A 19778-nucleotide genomic window follows, 5' to 3' on the forward strand; every position below is an offset into this window, starting at 1 on the left:
GGCATCGGTCGTGGTCAGACCTGGTCGGTGTTGTGGTCAGACTTCCTCGACGAACGTCGCGTCCGCGGAAGTGCGCCCCTCGTTGAACGAGAGCACTTTCGCGCGGATCACGTCTCCCTCACCGATTCCGGCGGGCACGTCCTCGGTGAAGACGACGAACCCCTCGACCTTGCCGACGGCGACCTCGTTGCCGGAGTGGTGGTCGGTCATCTCCGTCACGCCGAACTCATAGGTGTTGCCGATCGCGACCGGCGGGTCGCGCTGTTGGGCCTCCTCGTGGGCCTCCTGTGACGCCTTTGCCTCCGCTGAGGGGCTGCGGAGCCGGCGAACGACGAGCGCGACGACGAAAAGCGCCGCGAGCGCAGCGGCGCCGACGTAAACGAGTTGCATATTTGGTGCATATCCGCAGAGGTTTTTAAACGGTTGGTTCCGACGAACCGTGCCGGTAGCCGTCTGACGGGCGCGCTCGACTGGCGCGCGCTCGCGGGAGTTGGCGAGCGTTCGCGGAGTTGGCACGGATCGGCGGTTCACTCTTAACCCCTCGCGTCGAACGGCAGTCGATGGCCGACCTGGAGGTGACGACGACGCTCCCGTGCGGGATCGAACGGGCCTACGAGCTGGTTACGAGCGTCTCCACACACGAGCGGGCGATGGCACACTACGGGGAGGCGGTGGTCCACGGGCCGGCGGACGACACGCTGGTGGAGGGCGACCGGATCACGCGCCGGACCAGCCACTTCGGGATGTCGATGACGCGCACGACGGCCGTCGTCGCGGCGACGCCGCCGCTGTCGTTCCGCGAGGAGCAGGTGGACGGGCCGTTCGCCTCGTTCGTCCACGAACACGCGTTCGAGCGGATCGACGACGACCACACGCTGATCGACGACCGCGTCTCCTACGACCTTCCGTGGGGGCCGCTCGGCGACCTCCTCGACCGGGCGTACGTCGAGGGGTATCTCCGGCGAGTCGTCCGCGAGCGTAATCGGAAACTGGAGCGGTTGGCTGGGGATTCGGAGTAACCACGGCCGGGTCGGCCGCATGAGAAACGCCTTTCCCCCCGAAGCACCCGTCTCCGGATAATGCGAGCCAGACCCCGGCGTGGTGCGCGGTGAAGGTGGCGGAGGCGGTGCCGGAGTTCGCGGACGCGTTCGGCTTCGAGGAGTTCAACCGGATGCAGCGGGAGGCGCTTCCGGGCATCTGGGAGACCGACCACAACGTCGTCGCGTCGGCGCCGACGGCCTCGGGCAAGACCGCGCTTGCCGAACTGGCGATCTGCAAGACCCTCTCGGAGGGGGGGACGGCGCTCTTCATCGCCCCCCTGCGCGCGCTCACCAATGAGAAGGAGAGCGAGTGGGAGCGCTTCGAGGAGCTGGGCTACTCCGTCTACGTCGTCTCCGGCGAGCGCGACCTCAACCCGCGGCGCGCCGAGCGCGCCGACGTGCTCGTGATGACGCCGGAGAAGACGGACAGCGCCACCCGGAAACAGGAGTCCGCGCGCTACTCCTTTATCACCGACGTGGACTGCGTCGTCATCGACGAGGTCCATCTACTCGACTCCGAAAAGCGCGGCAGCGTGCTGGAGGTCACCGTCTCGCGGCTGCGGCGCCTGCAGGACCCCCGCGTCGTCGCGCTCTCGGCAACGATGCCGAACGTCGGGGACGTGGCCGAGTGGCTCGACGCGCCCGCCGAGACCACCTACGAGTTCGGTGAGGCGTATCGTCCGGTCGAATTGGAGACCGGCGTGAAGACGTACTCGCACGGCTCGAACGCCTTCGCGGACAAGTATCGCCGGCTCTATCGGGCGCTCGACCTCGCGGAGCCGCACGTCCGGGAGGACGGCCAGGCGCTCGTGTTCGTCTCCTCGCGGCAGGACACGGTGCAGGCGGCCAAGAAGGCGCGCGACGAGATCGCCGAACGCGACATCCCGATCGACTCCCACGGCGACTACGACTTCCACAACGAGGCAAAGGAGCTGACGAACGACACCCTCCGGCAGTCGGTCGTCGACGGCGTCGGCTTCCACCACGCCGGGCTCTCGAAGGCGGACAAGGACCGCGTCGAGGAGTGGTTCAAACAGGGGAAGATCAAGTTCCTCTTTTCGACCTCGACGCTGGCGTGGGGCGTCAACCTCCCCGCGCGCTGTGTCGTGATCCGCGACACGAAGTATCACGATCCCCTGGAGGGGGAGACGGACATCTCGCCGCTCGACGTGCTCCAGATGCTCGGGCGCGCGGGGCGGCCGGGCTACGACGACGTGGGCTACGGCTGGGTCGTCTGTGACCGCGCGGACGCCGACAAGTACCGCGACCTGCTCCGGGAGGGCAAGGAGATCGAGTCGCGACTCGCGGAGGACCTGGAGTCGCACCTCAACGCCGAGGTGGCGATGGGGACGATCCGCGGGCTGGAGGACGTGATGTCGTGGCTGGAGACGACGTTCTACTACGTCCGCGCGCAGTCGAAGCCCGACGACTACGACTTCGCGGGCATCCGCGATCGGGTGCGTGACACCCTTGACGGCCTCATCGACGAGGGGTTCGTCGAGGCCGACGCCGACCTCTCCGTCGAGCCCTCCACGCTCGGACGGCTCGCCTCGAAGTACTACATGCGCCTCGACACCGCCCGCGAGTTCCGCGATTTGGCGGAGCGCGAGACGCTGACGGTCGATTCGGTGCTGGAGACCGTCGCGGCCGCCGGCGAGTTCGACTCCGTCTCCGCGCGCTCGGCGGAGGCCGACGCCGTCGACCGCGTGCTCCAGGGCCACGACACCCATCTGGAGGACGGCCACCGGAAGGTGTTCGCCATCCTGCTGGCGTCGATGGACGGCTCGACGCCCTCGGACCTCCGCTCGGATGCGTGGGTGATCCGCCAGAACGCGCTTCGGCTGCTGGCCGCGCTGTGTGAGTTCCTCGACCGCTTCGCCGGCGCCCGGGCCGCCAACCTCGCACGCCGCGTCGAGGCGCGTGTCGAACACGGCGTCCCCCGCGAGGCGGTCGCGCTCACCGCCATCGACGGCGTCGGCGCAAGCCGCGCGGAGCGGCTCGCGGATGCGGGCTTTACCTCGCCCGCCGAGGTGGTGAATGCGGGCGCTGGCGAGTTGGAGCGCGCCGGCATGGGCGAGTCCGTCGCCGAGCGCATCGTGAAGGCGGCCCGGGAGCTGCCCCGTGTCGACGTGGAGTGGGGCGACTTCCCCGACAGTATCGCCGTCGGAGCAAACGACATGCGCGAGGTGACCGTCCGCAACCGCGGCGGCGGCGCCCGCGCCGGGGTCCGGGTGACCGTCAACGACGTGGAGATGAACGACGACACCACCTACCTCGACGACGTGTTCGACGTGCCCGTGGGCGTGTTCGGGTCGCCAACCGCCGACGAGCTGGAGTTCGTGGTCGAGACGGTGTTCCCCGACCTGCCCCTGATGCCCGTTCGGGCGTCACGGACGGTTGACGTGGAGTAGCGCTTTTAAGTGGCGTTTGGGAGGAAGGTCGGGTGTGGTTCGGAGACTGCAGCGGCTTACGGAACTAACGCACCTGTCGGCTCCTAATAAGTGGATGACGCGGAGTGCGTCGTCGCGGACACCTCCAAAGCCCCAACTCGCTCCTTATAAGCGGTTTGTGTAGTGAACACGACGGCGAACACCTCCAAAGCCCCAACTCGCTCCGGTCGAAGGGCTTGCTGCGCGCTTTTCAGGGCGTCTCTCCGCACAGCCCGACGCCCTGAAAAGTGCTTACGTCGCCCGTCTTCCCGGAGCGAGTTGCCCCTTTGAGTCCCACCCGACCGCACAGCACCGCACCTCACGCCTCCCCAGCCTCGGCGGAGCGCCCGCCGGCGGACCGCACCGCAGCGCCGGCGGACGCCCGCCTCCCTCGCGCTCCACTCGCGCCCTTATCAGGGCGCTCGTGGGCGCGCCACGGTGGAATGTCGGGGATGTGAGTTGTTCCCAGTTTGTGCTTTGAGCGCTTCCGCTGCCGACTGGAAGTTGGATTTAAAAGTCGACGCAAGCGACCGGATCTGCGGTTATTCGGCCGACTGCTGGAGCAGTTCGACGGCGGGCAGCGGCTCGCCGGTGAGCGCGCGGATGTAGGCGCCGCCGGCGATGGAGACGTGCGAGAAGTCGGCCTCGTCCATGCCGTACAGCTCGATCGCGCGGGAGGTGTCGCCGCCGCCGACGACGGAGAAGCAGTCGGTCTCGGCGATCGCTTCGAGGACGCCGACGGTCCCCTTCGAGAAGCGCTCGTCCTCGAAGACGCCGAGCGCGCCCTTCACGAAGACGGCGTCGGATTCGCGGATCAGCGGGATGTACTCCTCGACGGTGCCGGTGCCCACGTCGAGGTAGGCGACCTCCTTCTCGTTGATCTCGGAGACGGCGTGCTCGGCGCGCTCGCCGTCTTCGTCCTCGTACGCGAGGTCGCTGGCGAGGTACACCTCGTCACCGCGCTCGTCGAGGATCGTCTCGACGGTCTCGTGGTTTTTCTCCCACTGGTCATCGAACAGGTCCATGTCGCCGATGTCCCGGCCGACGGGGTGGCCGGCGGCACGGAGGAAGAGCTCGCCGGCGACGCCGCCGAGCAGGAAGCGGTCGACCGTCCCTTCGAGGGCGTCCATCACGCCGATCACGTCGGTCGCTTTCGTCCCGCCGACGACCATCGTGACGGGGCCGTCGAACTCCTTCCGCGCGATGGCGGTGTTGGCCTCGTACTCCGACTCCATCACGCGCCCGGCGTAGGCGGGCAACACGAGCGGGAATCCGACCAGCGAGGCGTGTTTGCGATGGGCCGCGGAGTAGGCGTCGTTGACGTACGCATCGAACAGCGGCGCGAGCGTTTGGACGAACTCGGTTTCGCTGTTGACCTCCGGGCTCTCCTCCGGCAGTTCGTCGTCACACATCCGAACGTTCTCCAACAGGAGGATCTCGCCGGCGGCGAGTCCCTCGATCGCCTCGATGGCACGCTCGCCGTAGGTGTCGTCGACGAACGCCACGTCGCGGTCGACGTGGCCCGTGAGGATCTCGGCGTGGCCCGCGAGGCTCGTGAAGTCGTCGCGCCCCGGCCGTCCCTGGTGAGCCATCAGCACGACGCGGTGGCCGGCCTCGGCCAGCTCGCGGACGGTCTCGGCGTGGCGCTCGAAGCGACGGTTGTCCTGCGGTTCGCCGTTCTCGATCGGGGAGTTGAGGTCGAGTCTGACGAGCACCCGCGCGTCGGCGGGGAGGTCGTCGAGGGTTCTGAAGTCGGTCATGGTCGAAGGTGGGGTGGGTGGTACTTAGGGGTGGGTGGATGGGACGAAGAGCGAGGCGATGCCGGGTGGGGTCGCTACTCGTTCAGGAACGACGCCATGTCGAGCATCCGGTTCGAGAAGCCGTACTCGTTGTCGTACCAGGTGAGGACCTTCACGAGGTCGCCGCCGGCGACGACGTTCGTCGACTGGAGGTCGACGTACGAGGAGAACGGGAGCCCGGTGATGTCGCTGGAGACGACCTCGTCGTCGGTGTAGCCGAGCACGCCGGCGAGGGGACCGCTATCGGCGGCGTCACGGAACGCCTGGTTGATCTCCGACTCGGCCGGGTTTTCGTCGAGGCTGACGACGAACTCCGTGATGGAGCCGTTGGGAACGGGGACGCGCATCGCCATGCCGTCGATCTTCCCCTCGAGCTGGGGGAGGATCTTGGTGGCCGCGCCCGCGGCACCCGTGGAGGTGGGGACGATGTTCTCGGCCGCCGCGCGCCCGCGGCGGGTTTTCGCCTTCGGGCCGTCGATGAGGCTCTGGGAGCCGGTGTAGGCGTGGACGGTGGTGAGCGTGCCGGCCTCGATGCCGAACTCCTCGTCGAGCACCTTCGCGACGGGCGTGATGGAGTTGGTGGTACAGGAGGCGTTCGAGATGACGTCCTCGCCGTCGTACTCCTCGTGGTTGACGCCGTAGACGAGCTGTTTGACGGGTTTGTCGCCCTTCGGCGGGGCGGAGATGACGACTTTGTCGGCGCCGCCGTCGAGGTGGGCGCTCGCGTCGTCCTTCGTGCGGAAGACGCCGGTACACTCCAGCGCCACGTCCACGTCGAGCTCGTCCCACGGCAGGTCGGCAGGATCCTGGACGTTGAACAGCGGGACGGAGGTCCCGCCGATGGCGAGCTCGTCGTCGTCGCCGGCGAGCTCGACGCCGTCGAGCCGCCCCATGACGGTGTCGTACTTCGCGAGGTACGCCATGTCGTCGAACTCCATCACGTCGTTGATGCCGACGAGCTCGATGCGGGGATCCTCCTGGACCGCGCGGAAGAGGTTGCGACCGATCCGGCCGAAACCGTTGAGTCCCACGCGCACGACTTCTTCCTCGGGCACGTCCTCACCCGCGGAGAGATACGATTTACTCATATCCGAATAAGGGTGGCCCAGCTACTTAAATTCGCACGAGATTTCTTTACGGACTGTGGGCGACGTTCGGCGCTGCGTTCGTCAGCCGTCGATCCCATGGCATGCGTGAGACAAACACACGTTCCCGTTCCCGGGCGTCTTCGCGGAGTATTCGGTGGATTCCGGCGGGAATGGGGAGAGGGAGAAGGCTTATCCGATCCACGACCTTGATTTCGGGCATGGATAGAGACGACCGTGACGACCCGTTCGGGGACTTCTTCGAGGAGATCGAACGGATGATGAACGAGATGGCCGGCGGTCACCACCCGCACGAGGAGGACGCCGGCTTCGGCTCCGAGACGCACGTCGACGCCTTCGCAACCGAGGAGACGGTACGACTCGTCGCCGACCTCCCGGCAGTCTCGAAAGAGCAGCTCTCCATTCAGTGTGACGGCGACTCGCTCACCATCTCGGCGGCCTCCGACCGGCGCGAGTACGACGAGACCGTCGAGCTCCCGGCGCCCGTCGACGAGCACTCGGGCAGCGCGACGTTCAACAACGGCGTGCTCGAAGTCGAGTTCGACCGCGTCGACGACTCCGCCTCCATCGACGTGCTGTAGCGGTCCGGTTCGGTCCGATCTCCGGTAGCGGCCCGGTCCACCGTAGCGGCCCCTCAGTTTTCGCCCGCAGTTTTTCGCACCAACGCCGCCAGCCGGTCGTAAAACCCGTCGTCGTACTTGGCGGCGTCGTCGACCGTCGGGCGGGCGTTCGTCTCCGAGACCACCAGCCGGTCGTCGGTCTCCAGGAGGTCGACGCCGAGGTAGTCGATCCCCAGCACGTCGGCCGTCCGCTCGGCCAGGTCGCGGTGTTCGGCGGGGAGGTCGACGCCGCGCGCCGCCGCCCCTCGGTGGACGTTGTGCTTCCAGCCGCCGGCGGCCCGGGCCTCGGGTGAGAGCTCGCGGCGCACGCCGCCGACACAGACGCCCTCGACGACCATCGCGCGGTAGTCGCGGGCGTCCGGAAGGAACTCCTGTAGCAGGTACGACTTGTCGCCCGTCGCCCGATAGTCGTGGACGAGGTTGAGGTAGTCGACGACGCCGAGGAGCGTGTCGCGGTCGGCCGCCGTCGTCACGCCGACCCCACGGGTCGCGGAGTTGGGCTTGACGACGACCGGATAGTCGAAGTCGGTGGCGGCGTCGACGACGACCGACTCGTCGACGGGGTTCGACACCATCGTCGTATTCGGCACCGGGAGGCCGGCGTCGTCGAGCGCGGCGAGTACACCTGCCTTGTTTCGCGAGGTGAGGATGGCCCCCCGACCGTTCACCCACGGCACGTCGAGCCGGGCGTCGAGCGCGGCGCCCTCCATCTCGCGGGTGGGATAGACGAAGCCGATGTCGAACTCCTCGTCGGGATCGGGGTCGGTTCGGTCGCCGGCCACCCGGATTGCGCGCTCCTTTGCGCGCAGGTGGGCGACCTCGATGCCGCGCTCGGCGAACGGGTCGCGGAGCCGATCGAACGTCTCCGCGCGGGAGGCGACGGCGAGACGAAGCATGCCCGGACGTGGGGTGTGGTTGAACTTAAAAGGGGACGGCACCGGACTCCGCGGCTGTCCGTTGTGGCTGCGGTGTGGTGAAGGGAACCGAAACGGAGGGCAGCGCGGCGGGTTAGCTCAGGTGGCCTTCCTCGCGAAGCTGGTCGGCCTCGCTCTTCTCGTAGCGCCAGGTGATGTCCGCCTTTTCGTCCTGCCAGTCCCACGGCTCGACGAGGACGATGTCGTCCTCCCGGATCCAGACGCGCTTTTGCATGCGGCCGGGGATCCGCGCCGTGCGCTCCGTCCCGTCGGCACAGCGGACCTTGACGCGGTTCGCTCCCAGCATCTCCAGGACCTCGGCGAACACCTCGTCGTCCTCGGGCATCCGGAGGTCAGGTCGGCCGTCGCCGTCTCCGTCGCTCATACGTGTGCGGCGTTACGGGGCGCGGGGCTTAAAAGCGCCCCCTCTCGGCGGGGCTGGCGGGGTGGCGGAGGGACGGCGAGCCGTCGGATCGGCGAGTACGCCGTCGAGAGCGCGCCGGCGCCACGACTGCCGAAACGCCCCTTTTAAGAGGCGCCGCGAAAACCGCCGTCGTATGCGCAAGACGCTCGGACTAGAGGGGATCATTGGCGTGATCGTGGTGTTTCTCGCCGTCGCGCTCGTCACGATTCGGGACCCGGTCATCGGCGCCGCCTTCATGCTATTCGTCGCCGGCCTCGCGCTGATCGCGAAGGGGGTTGCCAACTCCGCGATGCGCGCGTTCGGGATGAAGTAGCGGCCGTACTGGTGTGTGGGGGTATAGGGGGTTGCTGTGGTGGGTGTGGCGGCGAGCGCGGAGAACGGGACCGTCAAATCCCCTGCCGGCTCTTTATAAGCGAGTTGCACGGTGAGCACAACGGCGACCACGGAAAACACGACCGCCAAAGCCCCAGCCGGCTCCGGTCGAGGGGCTTGCTGCGCGCTTTTCAGGGTGCCTCTCCGCACAGCCCGCCGCCCTGAAAAGTGCTTACGTCGCCCGTCGTCCCGGAGCCGGCTGCCCCTTTGAGTCCCGCCCGACTGCACAGCGACCGCAGCCTCACACCTCCCCAGCCTCGGTTGACGGCGGCCGCGGGACCGCACCGCACCGCCGCGGCCGCCGCCAACCTCCCTCGCGCTCCGGCTCGCGCCTTATGAGGCGCTCGCCGGGCGCGCCGCGTGGACGGCCGACTTCTCGTCGCCTTCTGCAGGTTAACTCGCGGAGAGCAGTTTCAGGCGGAGCTTTCGCTCGTCGACTTCGTACTTGAAGGAGGGGTGGCCGTCGACGAACACGTAGGGGACGCGCTCGCCGTACTCCTCGGCGAGCTCGGGGTCCTCGTCCACGTCGACCATCGTCACGTCAACGGGGACATCGAGGTCGTCGGCCACGCGCTCGACGGTCTCGCGGGCGGTCACACACAGCGAACAGTTCTCGCGGGTGTAGATCGTAACGGGGACGGCGTCGCTCACGGCCGGAATAGGGGGAGCCGTCGGGATTGTCTTTCGGTCCGGGTCGAGCGGGACCGGCGGCTCACTCCGGGTCGACGACGAACTCCACGTCGCCGGCGACGACCGCGCTGGCGATCACCGCGCTGCCGACGACGAGCGCGACGCCGAGCGTGATCAGGCTGACGGTCAGCGCGGTGCCGCCGACGGCGACGCCGACGAACGCTCCCACGGCGCCGCCGACACCACCCGCGATCACCGCGAGCGTGCTCGCCTCGTTCATACGGCATCGTCCGCGGAGCCGGGTTATAAACGTTCAGACGAGGATATCGGCGGTGATAATGGGGGCGAGGCTTCGTGGGGTGTGAAGCGGCTACCGCGGGTAGCTGCGGTCGAGGTCGACGGCGTCATCGTCCGCACCGCCGCCGGTGGCCTCGTCGTCGGATTCCCCCTCCGTCCCGCCGGGGCTGACGCTGCCCGTCCGGTAGCCGGCCATGTCGAGGGTGACGTGGTCGAAGCCGAGATCGGAGAGGTGTTCGGTGACGGCCTCGGCGAACGCGGGGTCGAGCGCGCGCTCCAGCTCGTCGGGTGCCACCTCCACGCGGGCGAGCCCGTCGTGGTCGCGCACGCGGAACTGCTCGAACCCCCACTCCCGCAGCACGCGCTCGGCCTTCTCGACGCGCGAGAGCCGCGCCTCCGTCACCTCCAGTCCGGTCGGGATCCGCGAGGAGAGACACGCCATCGACGGCTTGTCCGCGACCGAGAGGCCGTACGCCTCGGCAATGGCCCGGACTTCGGGCTTCGTGATCTCCTCATCGAGCAGGGGGGAGAACACCTCCAGCTCCTCGACGGCGCGCAGCCCGGGGCGGTGGCCCTCGCCGGGGTCGGAAGCGTTCGTCCCGTCACACACCGTCTCGATGCCGAGCTCGCGGGCGCGGTCGTACATCCGGCCGAGCCGCATCGTCCGGCAGTGGTAACAGCGGTCGCCGTCGTTGGCGACGAAGTCGGGGTCGTCGAGCTCGGAGAACGTCACCGTCTCGTGACGAACGCCGATCTCCGAAGCGACCCGGCTGGCGTCGTCCAGCTCGGCAGCGGGGAGGGTCTCGCTGCGGGCGGTACACGCCACCGCGTCGTCGCCGAGCGCGTCGTGTGCGAGCGCGGCGACCACCGAGGAGTCCACCCCGCCGGAGAAGGCGACCACCACGCCGTCGCGCGCGGCGAGCGCGTCGCGGGCCGCAGCGGCCTTCCGGGCCGTCTCGGCGTCGAGCGGGCCGTTCTCGACGGCGAGCACGTCGTTGTCCATGACCGCCGTTCGGGACCGCGGAAGAAAAACGCGTTGTCCGCGGTGACCCTCGGCGACCCGCACCCTTTTGCGCCTTGCCGCGATAGCTCCGACTCGATGGAGCTGGAGGCGATCCCCGGCGTCGGCGAGAAGACGGCGCGAGCCTTACGCGAGCTCGACGACCCCGAGGCGACGGTCGAGTCGGGCGACGTGGCGGCGATCGCCCGCGTGCGCGGCGTGAACGAGGCGCGAGCCGCCCGGATCGCGCGCGGCGCGATCCGACGCCGGCACGACGACACCGACCGGCTGCTGGCGACCGACCGTTCGCGGGAGGTGTACCGCGACGCTGTCGGACTGCTGAAGGAGCGCACCGTAACCGAGTACGCCGAGAAGCGGCTGGAGACGTTCTATCCCAGCGGCTCCGCCTCGCGCATCGCGGAGGCGCAGGCGTTCGTTGAGGCGGCCGTCGAGCGCGAGCCGGACCCCGACGTTCTCGACGCGCTCGCGGACGTGGAGGCGCTTGAGGACCCCGGAACGGTCCGCGTACGCGAGCGATGTCTCGCGACCACGGACGCCGAGGTGTACGCGGAGGCGGAGGCCGCGGTGCCGGAACTCTCCGTGGAGACGGTCGAGGACACCCGTGACATCGCGGAGCTCGCACGGTCGTACGCCACCGTCATCGTCCTCGACGAGGAGTTCGCGGGGATGGACGTGGACGGCGACGTACACGTCCGTCCCGACGCCCTGGAGGATCCGGCGTTTACGGTGCCTGAGCGCCTGCTCGCGTTCTTCGCCGAAAACCGCGAGCGCCTCCTCGCGGCCGCGGCCGTCCACGAGGCCGCCGGCGAGGAGCCCGCCGTCGATCTCGGCGCGCTCCGGGACGCCCTCTCGCGGCTGGACGACGACGGGACCGTCGTCGGCGACGACGAACAGGAGCGACTGGTCGCCGCGGTCGACGACCTCGACGCCGCGGTGTCGACCGGCGAATCCGCCGCGAACGACCATCTCCGGGACGCGATCCGCGAACAGGACGTCACCATCGAGGGGACCGACTTTCTCTCCTTGGTCGAGCAGGGCGCCCGCGTGGACTCGCTTTTGGACCGCGAGCTGGCCGACGAGTACGACGCCGCCATGGCGAAAGCGCGAGAACGCCTCGCGGACGCCCTGCGTCTGAAATCCGACGAGGCGGAGCTCGCCGAGCGCGTCTTCGAGGGTGATCCTACGTTTCCGGTCGAACACGACGAGGCGGCCGTCTCGCGGCTCCGTACGGAGCTGTCGGCGGCCCGCGATCGCCGCGCCGCGCGCCTGAAATCGGAGCTGGCAACCGACCTCGGCGAGCTTCGCGAGCCCGTCGAGGCCCTCGTGCGCGACGCCTTGGAGCTGGACGTGGAGCTGGCGATCTCCCGATTCCACCGCGACTTCGAGTGTGCGATGCCGACGGTTCACGAACCGGGGGCGAACGATCCCAGCAACGCTACCTCCGACGGCCCCGCCGGCTTCCGGATCGAGGCCGGTCGCTCCCCGCTGCTTGACGTCGACTTCGAGCACGTCGACCCAGTCGACTACGCGGTGTCGGGCGTGACGCTTCTTTCGGGAGTGAACTCCGGCGGGAAGACCTCGACGCTCGACCTTGTCGCGCTCGTCGTCGTGCTCGCGCAGATGGGGATGCCCGTCCCCGCCGAGGAGGTGGAGGTCGAGCGATTCTCCGAGATCCACTACTACGCCAAATCTCAGGGAACGCTCGACGCTGGCGCGTTCGAGTCCACGCTCCGCGACTTCGGCGACCTCGTGGAGGGCGCCGCCGGCCGGCTCGTGCTCGTCGACGAGCTGGAGTCGATCACGGAGCCCGGCGCCTCCGCGAAGATCATCGCCGGCATTCTCGAAGCGCTCGACGGGCAGGATGCCACCGCCGTCTTCGTCTCGCACCTCGCCCGCGAGATCCGTGAGGCGGCTGACGCCGAGGTCGCGGTCGACGGCATCGAGGCCGTCGGGCTCGTCGACGGCGAGCTCCGCGTGAACCGCTCGCCCCAGAAGAACCACCTCGCGCGCTCGACGCCCGAGCTGATCGTCGAGAAGCTCGCCGACGACCGGGGCGGCGACTTCTACGACGACCTGTTGGAGAAGTTCCACTAGGACCTTTTTTAACGGGGGGTTCGCGGAACCGGCAGAGCCGGTTCCGCTCAACCCCCGTCAAAAAATCTCCACCAAAAAAGAGCCGCGCGCTCGTCGGCGGGCGCCAGAGGCGCCCGCGACTCGCCCACGGTACTCAAAGGGACCGCACAGCCTCCGCCACCGCACAGCCCCCGCCACCGCACAGCCCCCGCCACCGCACAGCCCCCGCCACCGCACAGCCTCCGCCACCGCACAGCCCCCGCCACCGCACCGCTCCCGTTTGGACGGCTCGCTCCCGGACCGCGCCCTTTTAAACGCCGGCCGACCACACGTTCTGGTAGATGCTCACGGTCGTGTTCCTCGTCGTCGTCTTCGTCGTCGCCGTCCTCGCAGTAGCGGTCGGACCGCTGTACGTCAACGACCGGTTTCGCGACCTCCGGGACCCGACCGACGCCGAGCGCGCGCAGTTGGAGGAGTGGGGAACGACGACCGGCCTCGACGTCGAGCGGGTCGCCGTCGTGGAGACGACGGGGGAGGCCTCCGTCGACGTGGCGGTTCGGGGGCTCCCGCGCCGGCGCGTGCTGTTCGTCACCGACTACGTACTCGACGAGATGGACGACGACGCCGCGCTCGGGCTGCTCGCGGCGGAAGCTGGCCGCGTCGACACGTACTACGGCGAGTTTCGGGCGGTGGCGGTCGGCGTCGTGCTCGCAATGCTGGCAGCCATCGTCACCGCGCAGGTGCCGTTCGACTCCGGATTCCTCGCGCTGATCGCGGTCGGCGTCACGGCCTTCTGGGCCGGGCGCCGCGTCCAGTACGAGGCCGACGACCGCGCGGCGGACGCGGTGGGTGCCGACCGCGTGGCCGACGCGTTCGAGCACGTGGCCGAGCTGCGTGGCGTCGAGCCCGAAACCGGCGACTGGTCCACGTGGTTCGAGGTCCAGCCGCCGCTCGGCGACCGGATCGCGGCGCTTCGCCAGCGAGCGGCGCGGGAGACGGAGGAGGCGGCGAAGCTTGGCGATGAGACGGACGCCGGCGACGACACTTAAGTCCCCCCAGCTACCAGCATCGGCCATGCTGATCGGACTCGTTTCGGACACGCACGACGACCTCGACGCGGTCGAGGCGGCAGTGACGTTCTTCGAGGAGCGCGGCGTCGACGCCGTCGTCCACTGCGGCGACTTCGTGGCGCCCTTTTCAGCGACCCCCTTCGACGCCGATTTCGCGTTTCACGCGGTTCGCGGGAACAACGACGGCGAATGGGCGCTCTCCTCGACGGTCGACGACTTCGGCGAGTATCACGGCGAGGCCGCCGTGCTGGAGTTCGACGGGACCAGCCTTGCGGTCACGCACGGCACGAGCGACGTGGTCGTCGACGCGCTCGTCGACTGTGGCGACTACGATTACGTCGCGCACGGCCACACTCACGCACATGGTGTCGAGGAGCGCGACGGGACGGTGCGAGTGAACCCTGGCGGGCTCCCGATTCCGGTCGCGGGTGCAGATGACCGGTTCCGCGTGGCGACGCTCGACACGGACGAGGCGGGCGCCGACGCGGTCGCTCATCACGTGCTCACGGAGTAGTCGTCGGCCGTGAGGTGGTGGCGCGAACCCGTTCCAGTGAATGGTCCCCGCTATCCCCAATGCCACCGGTCGTGGAGCCGGCGGATCGACAGGTCAAGGCAGTATCCCACGAAGCCGATCACCAGCATCACGGCAGGGATCTCGGCGTACGCGAAACGGTCTCGCGCGTCGAGGATGAGGTAACCCAGCCCCGAGTTGACCCCGAGCATCTCCGCTGGCACGAGAATTATCCAGAGGATGCCGACCGCGAGCCGGACACCGGTGAGCATGTCCGGAATCACTGCCGGGACCACGACTCGACGCAGCAGCGCCGGCGTGTCGCCGCCGAGCGATTCTCCCACGGTGATCCAGTCTTCATCCAGCGTCGTGATCCCGTGGGCCGTGTTGAGGATGACGGGCCAGACTCCGGCCATGAACATCACGAACACTGCCGACTGCGTCCCAACGCCGAAGACGATGATCGCGATTGGGAACCACGCGAGCGGCGAGATCATCCGGAGGAACTGGAACAGGACGGTGGACGCTCGTTCCGCTGCGTCGAAGTAGCCGACGGCGATTCCAACCGGCAGCCCAACGACCAGACACAACACCAGCGCGATGAGGAACCGGTAGACGCTGATCCAGACGTGGTCGTAAAACGAGGGTGAGCCCAACAGCTCGACGAGCGTCGCCGCGGTGTCGGCGGGCGCAAACTGCGTGATGATGCCGTCGCTCAGCGTCGTGACCGTCCACCAGACGGCCAATGCGACGAGGAGGCCGACGAACGGGAGCGCCCGGCCGGCGTCCTCGCGGAGCTCAGAACCGTATCGTCTCGTTTCTCCGAAAGCCATCCTCCTCGGAAACGTCGAATGCCGGTGGACCGCCGGCGTCGTCGAGCGCTGTGCGAACCGGGTCGTACGTGACGAGGTCGTCGGCGACGCCTTCAGGCGTTACCTCGTCGAGGAACGCCGCCTCCCCCTCGACGGCGGTGTCGCGGAGACGGCGCACCAGCTCCTCGGTGTACGACGGATACGGGTACGGGTAGAAGCCGATCCGGTCGGTGTCCCAGTCGTGCCGAATCGCGCCGGACTCGCGGTACGGCTCGTGGTCGTCGTAGTGCGAGAGCGCACGGTTGATCGGCTCCGGTTCTTGCGGAAGCAGCCCGGTTTCGGCCGTCGAAAGCAGCCGTGCGGCCTCGCCGCGGTTCTCACGGAGCCACTGCTGGGCGTCGACGAGCCCCCGCATCACGTCCGTCGACCACTCGGGATGTTCCTCGAGGAGTTCCTCGCGCATTACGACGACACAGCAGGCGTGCTCACGCCACACGTCGCCCGTGAACCGCAGGATGTCGGCGTCGGCGTCGAGTTCGCCGATCGCGTTGAACGGCTCCGCGACGATGTATCCCTCGATCGACCCGTTGTCGAGTGCGGCCGGCATGTCCGGCGGCGGCATCACCACGAGGTTCACCTCGTCGTCATCCAGTTCCTGGTTGGGCACGTCGGTCCGGGGTGTGAGTCCGTGCTCACGTAGCCCCATCTGGACGATGACGTTGTGGATCGAGTACCAGAACGGGACGGCGACATCGTGGCCGCCGAGGTCCGCCCAGTCGTCGACGCGAGGTTGGACCGTCAGCGCGGAGCCGTCCGTGTGGTCCCACGCAACGACCTGCACGTCCGCGTCGAGCTCGCCGTAGCGCATCCACACCGTCATCGGCATCAGAAAGTGGGCAACGTTGACACTTCCCGAGAGGAACGCCTCCGAGAGGTCCGACCAGCCACGGAACAGCGTCGGCTCCGCGACATCGACGCCGTGGTCGGTGAAGTGGTCGTTGGCGTAGCCCGTTAGCAGCGGTGCGGCATCCGTAATCGGGAGATAGCCGACCTCTGCGGTGGGCGACCCGTCGTCGCCGAGACAGCCGGCGGTCGCACCGACGCCCGTCGCCGCCAGCGACGCGAGTCCCGACTCCTTCATGAACGCCCGGCGTGAGAGCCCTCGGGTTCGAGCGGTTGCGGAGGGGTCCCGCCAGCCGGCACCGCCGATGAGTTTGCGCGCTGCCCCGGTGACACCGCCGCTGATGGACTCCTCGCCGCCGTGCGAGCACGCGTGAGGGTCGTCATTCATTCCAGCCCCACTTCCTTGAGGTGATCGAACAGAACCCGCCGCTCCGCGAGAAACGCCTCGTCGTCGCGCGATCGGGTTTCGCTCGCGATCGACTCGACGTGACGGATCCCCGCCGGAACCGTCCCCATAACGGCGACGCGGTCACCGAGGTACACCGCCTCGTCGATATCGTGGGTGACGAAGACGGCGGTGACGCCGAGCGTGTCCACGATACGGAGCAGCTCGTCTTGCAACTGCATCTTGGTGAGCTGGTCGAGCGCGGAGAACGGCTCGTCGAGCAACAGCACCTCCGGGTCGTTGGCGAGAGTACGCGCCAGCGAGGCTCGCTGGGCCATTCCACCGGAGAGGCTCGCCGGGTCGGCATCCGCGAACTCCTCGAGGCCGACCAGCTCGATCAGCTCGTCGACGTGGCCGCGGTCCGGCTCCTTCCCACGGAGCTTCGGGCCGATCTCGATGTTCTCGCGAACGGTGAGCCACGGATACAACAGTGGGTCCTGGAAGACGACACCCCACCGGTAGTCCGGACCAGTAACCGGATCGCCGGCGATCTCGACGCGGCCGGCCGTCGGCTCTTCGAGTCCCGCCAACAGGTGCAACAGCGTCGTCTTCCCGCATCCGGACGGGCCGAGCAGACAGCAGACCTCTCCGGGAGCGACGGTGAGCGTCAGCCCCTCGAACACGAGCGTCTCACCGTACCGCTTGGTGACCCCGTCAGCCGCGATGGACGCGGCATGGCTCGCGCCGCCGACCACCTCCGCGGAGGCGGAAGCGTCGTCGCTTGCGGTGCCGCTCTCGTCGCCACGCGCCGCCGATCGGGACTCGAGCGCCATGGTCAGTCGGCCGTCGCTTCGGCTTCCTCGTCGTCCTCCTCGGGGAGCACGTCGTCGCCGTCGACCTCCTCGACCGTGCCGATGTCGGGGTCGTCGGGGACGAACCCTTTCTCGCGCATCCACTCGGTCGTGGCGTCGATCCGCTCCTCGTCAGGAGCGCGGACCGGGAGGAACTCACGGAGCTCGAACTCCTCGCGGAGGCGGTCGAAGTTCACGTCGGCGAACGCCTCCCTGTCACCCGCTTCAGCCTCCAGTAGGCCGACGTATCGGTCCGTGTAGCCCTCGAGGTCCTCGTTGATGTCGGCGACCGCTCGGTTGAGAGCGGCGAGGAACCCCCCGATCTCCTCGGGGTCGGGCTGCTCGCGGGTCGTGATGGCTGCGCGGCACGGCCCGTCGAATACCTCCTTGAGCTCCTCGTCGAAGCGACCGAGGGTGACGAACGGTTCGAGAACCGCGATCCCGTCTACCTCACCTGCCTTGACGGCGTCGAAGCGCTCCTCGGCGGAACCGACGTGCTCCAGAACGATCTCCTCGCTCCCGAAACCCTCGTTCTCCAGCATCTCGCGCATCGAGTAGAACGAGGTGGCGTACTTGTTGATCCCGATGGACCGGCCGCGGAGGTCGTCGACCGTTTCGGCTGGGTCGTCCGTGGCGACGAACACCACACGGTCCCACTCGCTGTAGGACCCGATGATGTCGCGGTCGGTCTCGGATGCCTCCTGGACCGCGTTCCACTCACAGACCCCGTGCGTGCCGCCGTCCTCGTCCATATCCTCCCACCAGTCGGCGTCGAACGCGTTCTCACCCTCGAAGTCCTGCGTGCCGGGGGCGAAATACGAGAGGTTCGGGTCGACACCCTCCTGTTCGAAGTAGTCGTTCTCCTCTGCGACATCCTGCACGAGCTTCCACGTGAAGTATTCGTGCGAAACATTCAGATCAGACATCAAATGCCTCTTGGTTTTATTCCATCATATAAGCAGGAGAACGTGACAGTACTGCGTGATGGATCCACACTCCCGCAATGGTTGCGGAGGTTGACGACGGCGTTCGGCCGGTCGTTCAAGAGACCTCGCCGTTGTATCCGGATTAAATTGTGAACTCACGAGGATTTATCACGTGGGTGTATGAGGTTGTAACAACACTTGACGCGGTTTCGTACGGGGACATTGTCGGGACGACCGGCATGGTCGCGGTCATGGCGCTCGCGAGGGTTGGGCGTCGAAACGAGGCGGTGACCGAACGGCGAGGTGTCGGATCGGAATGGTCCTCGAAAAGGTGCCGCAGGGCGGCGATGGCCGTTCAGTCGTCGGCCGTAAGCCGCTCTCCCTCGCCACCATCGGCGAGCAGGCTGTCGAGGCCGACGCCGAGCGCCTCGTTCGTGCGAGCGATCGACTCCTCCGCGGGTAGCTCCGTGCACATCGCGCGGATCGCGTCGACGTTTTCGGGGACCACGTCGGCCTCCTGATGGACGTTCTGGAAGAGGTAGAGGTCCCGACCGGAGAGGTTCACCGACCGCTCCCAGATGCAGTTCTCCCAGAGGTCGCCGCGGGGACGCCCGGCGTCCATCGCGTACTCCTTGAGCTTGCCCGCGCCGTCGATGCCGGCGGCCTCGGGGATGAGGAACGTCCGGTTCTCGCCGGCAAGCAGGTCAATGACGGCCTCGCGGTCGGGCTCCGTTTCGAGCGTGACGTTGAGGCTGTGGGTGTGCATGTGCGTGGCCGGCACGGTGAGTCCGAGCGTGTCGATGTCCACGTCCGGGAAGATCGTGTTCACGTCGGGGCCGTGGTGAGAGGGGACCTCGACGGGATCCGGAATGATGTCGTTGATCGGACCGCGGTCGGACTGGGCCGGATCGCCGCCACGTCGGACGAGCGTCGCGCGCACCTTCTCGATGCCGTACGTCTCCTCCAGCGGAGCGAGCACCCGTGAGAGCCCGGTCGTGTTACAGGAGACGACCCGCACGTGGTCGTCGCCGCGGGCGGTCTCGAAGCTCCCACGGGCGTTGAAGGAGGCTTCCGCGATCTCGGCGTCCTCGCCACCCTGGTAGATCGCCTTCACGTCGTGGGCCTCGTACATCGGCTGGTTCTCGGCGCCGATGCCGGACGGACAGCAGTCGACGACGACGTCGACCGCCTCCAGCATGTCCGAGAGGGCGCCGGCCGTTTCGACGCCGGCGTCCGTGAAGGCGTCGGCGCGCTCGGGGATCGCGGCGTACAGGTCGTAGCCGCGTCGGAGCGCCGCCTCGGCCTCGAAGTTCGGCCGCGTCTTGGCGACGCCGACGAGCTCCATGTCCGGCTGTGCGGCGACCGCGTCCGCGACCCGCTTGCCGATGGTGCCGTACCCGTTCACGCCCACGCGTATCATGCCGTAGTATCCCCGGCCGAGGGTGATAATCGTTACGAGTAAAGAATAAAGAAATTAACTACACCACGAGTAACCGATCGGTTAATTCGCCCGTGGGGAGGGTGTAACTGTATTTCGAAACCGGATTATTTTGAGGCGTCGGTCGCGACCCTCGGCGAGGATGGCAAGGCCTAGG

General features: G+C 68.0%; 20 protein-coding genes. 7 read left to right on the forward strand and 13 right to left on the reverse strand.

What is annotated here, in order from left to right; genetic code table 11:
• Positions 1–36: 36 nt before the first annotated feature.
• Entirely contained in the window at positions 37–390 is a 354-nt protein-coding gene (locus ACYQ07_RS10325) for a hypothetical protein (RefSeq protein WP_459881019.1), read from the reverse strand.
• A gap of 170 nt (positions 391–560) precedes the next feature.
• On the opposite strand from ACYQ07_RS10325, the gene ACYQ07_RS10330 reads away from it, so the two are divergent.
• Both ACYQ07_RS10330 and ACYQ07_RS10335 read left to right on the forward strand, forming a co-directional pair.
• On the forward strand, positions 561–1019 hold the full coding sequence (locus tag ACYQ07_RS10330) for an SRPBCC family protein (RefSeq protein ID WP_459881022.1): 459 nt from the start codon (positions 561–563) through the stop codon (positions 1017–1019).
• A gap of 89 nt (positions 1020–1108) precedes the next feature.
• Complete coding sequence (locus ACYQ07_RS10335) at positions 1109–3451, forward strand: DEAD/DEAH box helicase (protein WP_459881025.1); 2343 nt, start codon at positions 1109–1111, stop codon at positions 3449–3451.
• A 560-nt stretch (positions 3452–4011) separates the two neighbouring features.
• On the opposite strand, the gene ACYQ07_RS10340 is transcribed toward ACYQ07_RS10335, so the two are convergent.
• Together ACYQ07_RS10340 and gap are read right to left on the reverse strand one after the other, a co-directional pair.
• The gene (locus ACYQ07_RS10340; RefSeq protein WP_459881028.1) at positions 4012–5229 is read right to left on the reverse strand and encodes a phosphoglycerate kinase; all 1218 of its coding nucleotides are present in this window, start codon (positions 5227–5229) and stop codon (positions 4012–4014) included.
• A gap of 74 nt (positions 5230–5303) precedes the next feature.
• Positions 5304–6356, reverse strand: coding sequence for a type I glyceraldehyde-3-phosphate dehydrogenase (gene gap / locus ACYQ07_RS10345; protein WP_459881030.1), 1053 nt, complete (start codon positions 6354–6356; stop codon positions 5304–5306).
• Between the two features lie 218 nt (positions 6357–6574).
• On the opposite strand from gap, the gene ACYQ07_RS10350 reads away from it, so the two are divergent.
• A complete protein-coding gene (locus ACYQ07_RS10350; RefSeq protein ID WP_459881034.1) occupies positions 6575–6955 on the forward strand; it encodes an Hsp20/alpha crystallin family protein in 381 nt (126 codons plus the stop codon).
• Positions 6956–7008: 53 nt separating this feature from the next.
• Here the strand turns inward: ACYQ07_RS10350 and ACYQ07_RS10355 are convergent, their stop codons facing one another.
• Both ACYQ07_RS10355 and eif1A read right to left on the reverse strand, forming a co-directional pair.
• Positions 7009–7890 (reverse strand): ATP-grasp domain-containing protein, encoded by an 882-nt coding sequence (locus tag ACYQ07_RS10355; protein WP_459881037.1) that lies wholly within the window; start codon positions 7888–7890, stop codon positions 7009–7011.
• Positions 7891–8002: 112 nt separating this feature from the next.
• Entirely contained in the window at positions 8003–8293 is a 291-nt protein-coding gene (eif1A, locus tag ACYQ07_RS10360) for a translation initiation factor eIF-1A (protein ID WP_459881040.1), read from the reverse strand.
• Between the two features lie 172 nt (positions 8294–8465).
• On the opposite strand from eif1A, the gene ACYQ07_RS10365 reads away from it, so the two are divergent.
• Positions 8466–8645 carry a DUF7470 family protein gene (locus ACYQ07_RS10365; protein WP_459881043.1) on the forward strand — a complete coding sequence of 60 codons (180 nt, stop codon included), beginning with the start codon at positions 8466–8468 and terminating at the stop codon, positions 8643–8645.
• A 452-nt stretch (positions 8646–9097) separates the two neighbouring features.
• On the opposite strand, the gene ACYQ07_RS10370 is transcribed toward ACYQ07_RS10365, so the two are convergent.
• From ACYQ07_RS10370 to larE, 3 genes are all read right to left on the reverse strand, one after another.
• On the reverse strand, positions 9098–9355 hold the full coding sequence (locus tag ACYQ07_RS10370) for a glutaredoxin family protein (RefSeq protein WP_459881046.1): 258 nt from the start codon (positions 9353–9355) through the stop codon (positions 9098–9100).
• Positions 9356–9416: 61 nt separating this feature from the next.
• Positions 9417–9614: a hypothetical protein gene (locus tag ACYQ07_RS10375; protein ID WP_459881049.1), complete on the reverse strand. Its 198-nt coding sequence runs from the start codon at positions 9612–9614 to the stop codon at positions 9417–9419.
• Positions 9615–9704: 90 nt separating this feature from the next.
• Positions 9705–10634, reverse strand: coding sequence for an ATP-dependent sacrificial sulfur transferase LarE (gene larE, locus ACYQ07_RS10380; RefSeq protein ID WP_459881052.1), 930 nt, complete (start codon positions 10632–10634; stop codon positions 9705–9707).
• Positions 10635–10730: 96 nt separating this feature from the next.
• Between larE and ACYQ07_RS10385 the strand changes: the two genes are divergently transcribed.
• The 3 genes from ACYQ07_RS10385 (at position 10731) to ACYQ07_RS10395 (ending at position 14309) form a co-directional block, all read left to right on the forward strand.
• Positions 10731–12746 carry a MutS-related protein gene (locus ACYQ07_RS10385; protein WP_459881055.1) on the forward strand — a complete coding sequence of 672 codons (2016 nt, stop codon included), beginning with the start codon at positions 10731–10733 and terminating at the stop codon, positions 12744–12746.
• Between the two features lie 320 nt (positions 12747–13066).
• Complete coding sequence (locus tag ACYQ07_RS10390) at positions 13067–13774, forward strand: M48 family metalloprotease (RefSeq protein WP_459881058.1); 708 nt, start codon at positions 13067–13069, stop codon at positions 13772–13774.
• Between the two features lie 25 nt (positions 13775–13799).
• Positions 13800–14309 (forward strand): metallophosphoesterase, encoded by a 510-nt coding sequence (locus ACYQ07_RS10395; RefSeq protein ID WP_459881061.1) that lies wholly within the window; start codon positions 13800–13802, stop codon positions 14307–14309.
• A 50-nt stretch (positions 14310–14359) separates the two neighbouring features.
• Here ACYQ07_RS10395 and ACYQ07_RS10400 read toward each other — a convergent pair whose 3' ends face one another.
• The 5 genes from ACYQ07_RS10400 to ACYQ07_RS10420 all read right to left on the reverse strand — a co-directional run bounded on the left by ACYQ07_RS10400 (position 14360) and on the right by ACYQ07_RS10420 (position 19603).
• On the reverse strand, positions 14360–15139 hold the full coding sequence (locus ACYQ07_RS10400) for an ABC transporter permease (RefSeq protein WP_459881063.1): 780 nt from the start codon (positions 15137–15139) through the stop codon (positions 14360–14362).
• Positions 15105–16409, reverse strand: coding sequence for an ABC transporter substrate-binding protein (locus tag ACYQ07_RS10405; protein ID WP_459881066.1), 1305 nt, complete (start codon positions 16407–16409; stop codon positions 15105–15107). The genes ACYQ07_RS10400 and ACYQ07_RS10405 overlap by 35 nt, the downstream gene beginning before the upstream one ends.
• Entirely contained in the window at positions 16406–17239 is an 834-nt protein-coding gene (locus tag ACYQ07_RS10410; protein ID WP_459881070.1) for an ABC transporter ATP-binding protein, read from the reverse strand. Before ACYQ07_RS10410 ends, ACYQ07_RS10405 begins: the two co-directional genes overlap by 4 nt.
• 2 nt (positions 17240–17241) lie before the next feature.
• Positions 17242–18183, reverse strand: coding sequence for an ABC transporter substrate-binding protein (locus ACYQ07_RS10415; protein WP_459881073.1), 942 nt, complete (start codon positions 18181–18183; stop codon positions 17242–17244).
• Positions 18184–18538: 355 nt separating this feature from the next.
• A complete protein-coding gene (locus ACYQ07_RS10420) occupies positions 18539–19603 on the reverse strand; it encodes a type II glyceraldehyde-3-phosphate dehydrogenase (RefSeq protein ID WP_459881076.1) in 1065 nt (354 codons plus the stop codon).
• Between the last annotated feature and the right edge of the window lie 175 nt (positions 19604–19778).

Source organism: Halorubrum gandharaense, from assembly GCF_054654575.1.

Excerpts from the sequence above, each read along its gene's own strand:
- ACYQ07_RS10385 (WP_459881055.1), top strand. The coding sequence starts at position 10,731 with ATGGAGCTGGAGGCGATCCCCGGCGTCGGCGAGAAGACGGCGCGAGCC.
- ACYQ07_RS10340 (WP_459881028.1), bottom strand. The coding sequence starts at position 5,229 with ATGACCGACTTCAGAACCCTCGACGACCTCCCCGCCGACGCGCGGGTG.
- ACYQ07_RS10355 (WP_459881037.1), bottom strand. The coding sequence starts at position 7,890 with ATGCTTCGTCTCGCCGTCGCCTCCCGCGCGGAGACGTTCGATCGGCTC.
- ACYQ07_RS10330 (WP_459881022.1), top strand. The coding sequence starts at position 561 with ATGGCCGACCTGGAGGTGACGACGACGCTCCCGTGCGGGATCGAACGG.
- ACYQ07_RS10415 (WP_459881073.1), bottom strand. The coding sequence starts at position 18,183 with ATGTCTGATCTGAATGTTTCGCACGAATACTTCACGTGGAAGCTCGTG.
- gap (WP_459881030.1), bottom strand. The coding sequence starts at position 6,356 with ATGAGTAAATCGTATCTCTCCGCGGGTGAGGACGTGCCCGAGGAAGAA.
- ACYQ07_RS10390 (WP_459881058.1), top strand. The coding sequence starts at position 13,067 with ATGCTCACGGTCGTGTTCCTCGTCGTCGTCTTCGTCGTCGCCGTCCTC.
- larE (WP_459881052.1), bottom strand. The coding sequence starts at position 10,634 with ATGGACAACGACGTGCTCGCCGTCGAGAACGGCCCGCTCGACGCCGAG.
- ACYQ07_RS10365 (WP_459881043.1), top strand. The coding sequence starts at position 8,466 with ATGCGCAAGACGCTCGGACTAGAGGGGATCATTGGCGTGATCGTGGTG.
- ACYQ07_RS10410 (WP_459881070.1), bottom strand. The coding sequence starts at position 17,239 with ATGGCGCTCGAGTCCCGATCGGCGGCGCGTGGCGACGAGAGCGGCACC.
- ACYQ07_RS10420 (WP_459881076.1), bottom strand. The coding sequence starts at position 19,603 with ATGATACGCGTGGGCGTGAACGGGTACGGCACCATCGGCAAGCGGGTC.
- ACYQ07_RS10400 (WP_459881063.1), bottom strand. The coding sequence starts at position 15,139 with ATGGCTTTCGGAGAAACGAGACGATACGGTTCTGAGCTCCGCGAGGAC.
- ACYQ07_RS10375 (WP_459881049.1), bottom strand. The coding sequence starts at position 9,614 with ATGAACGAGGCGAGCACGCTCGCGGTGATCGCGGGTGGTGTCGGCGGC.
- ACYQ07_RS10395 (WP_459881061.1), top strand. The coding sequence starts at position 13,800 with ATGCTGATCGGACTCGTTTCGGACACGCACGACGACCTCGACGCGGTC.
- ACYQ07_RS10405 (WP_459881066.1), bottom strand. The coding sequence starts at position 16,409 with ATGAATGACGACCCTCACGCGTGCTCGCACGGCGGCGAGGAGTCCATC.
- ACYQ07_RS10325 (WP_459881019.1), bottom strand. The coding sequence starts at position 390 with ATGCAACTCGTTTACGTCGGCGCCGCTGCGCTCGCGGCGCTTTTCGTC.
- eif1A (WP_459881040.1), bottom strand. The coding sequence starts at position 8,293 with ATGAGCGACGGAGACGGCGACGGCCGACCTGACCTCCGGATGCCCGAG.
- ACYQ07_RS10350 (WP_459881034.1), top strand. The coding sequence starts at position 6,575 with ATGGATAGAGACGACCGTGACGACCCGTTCGGGGACTTCTTCGAGGAG.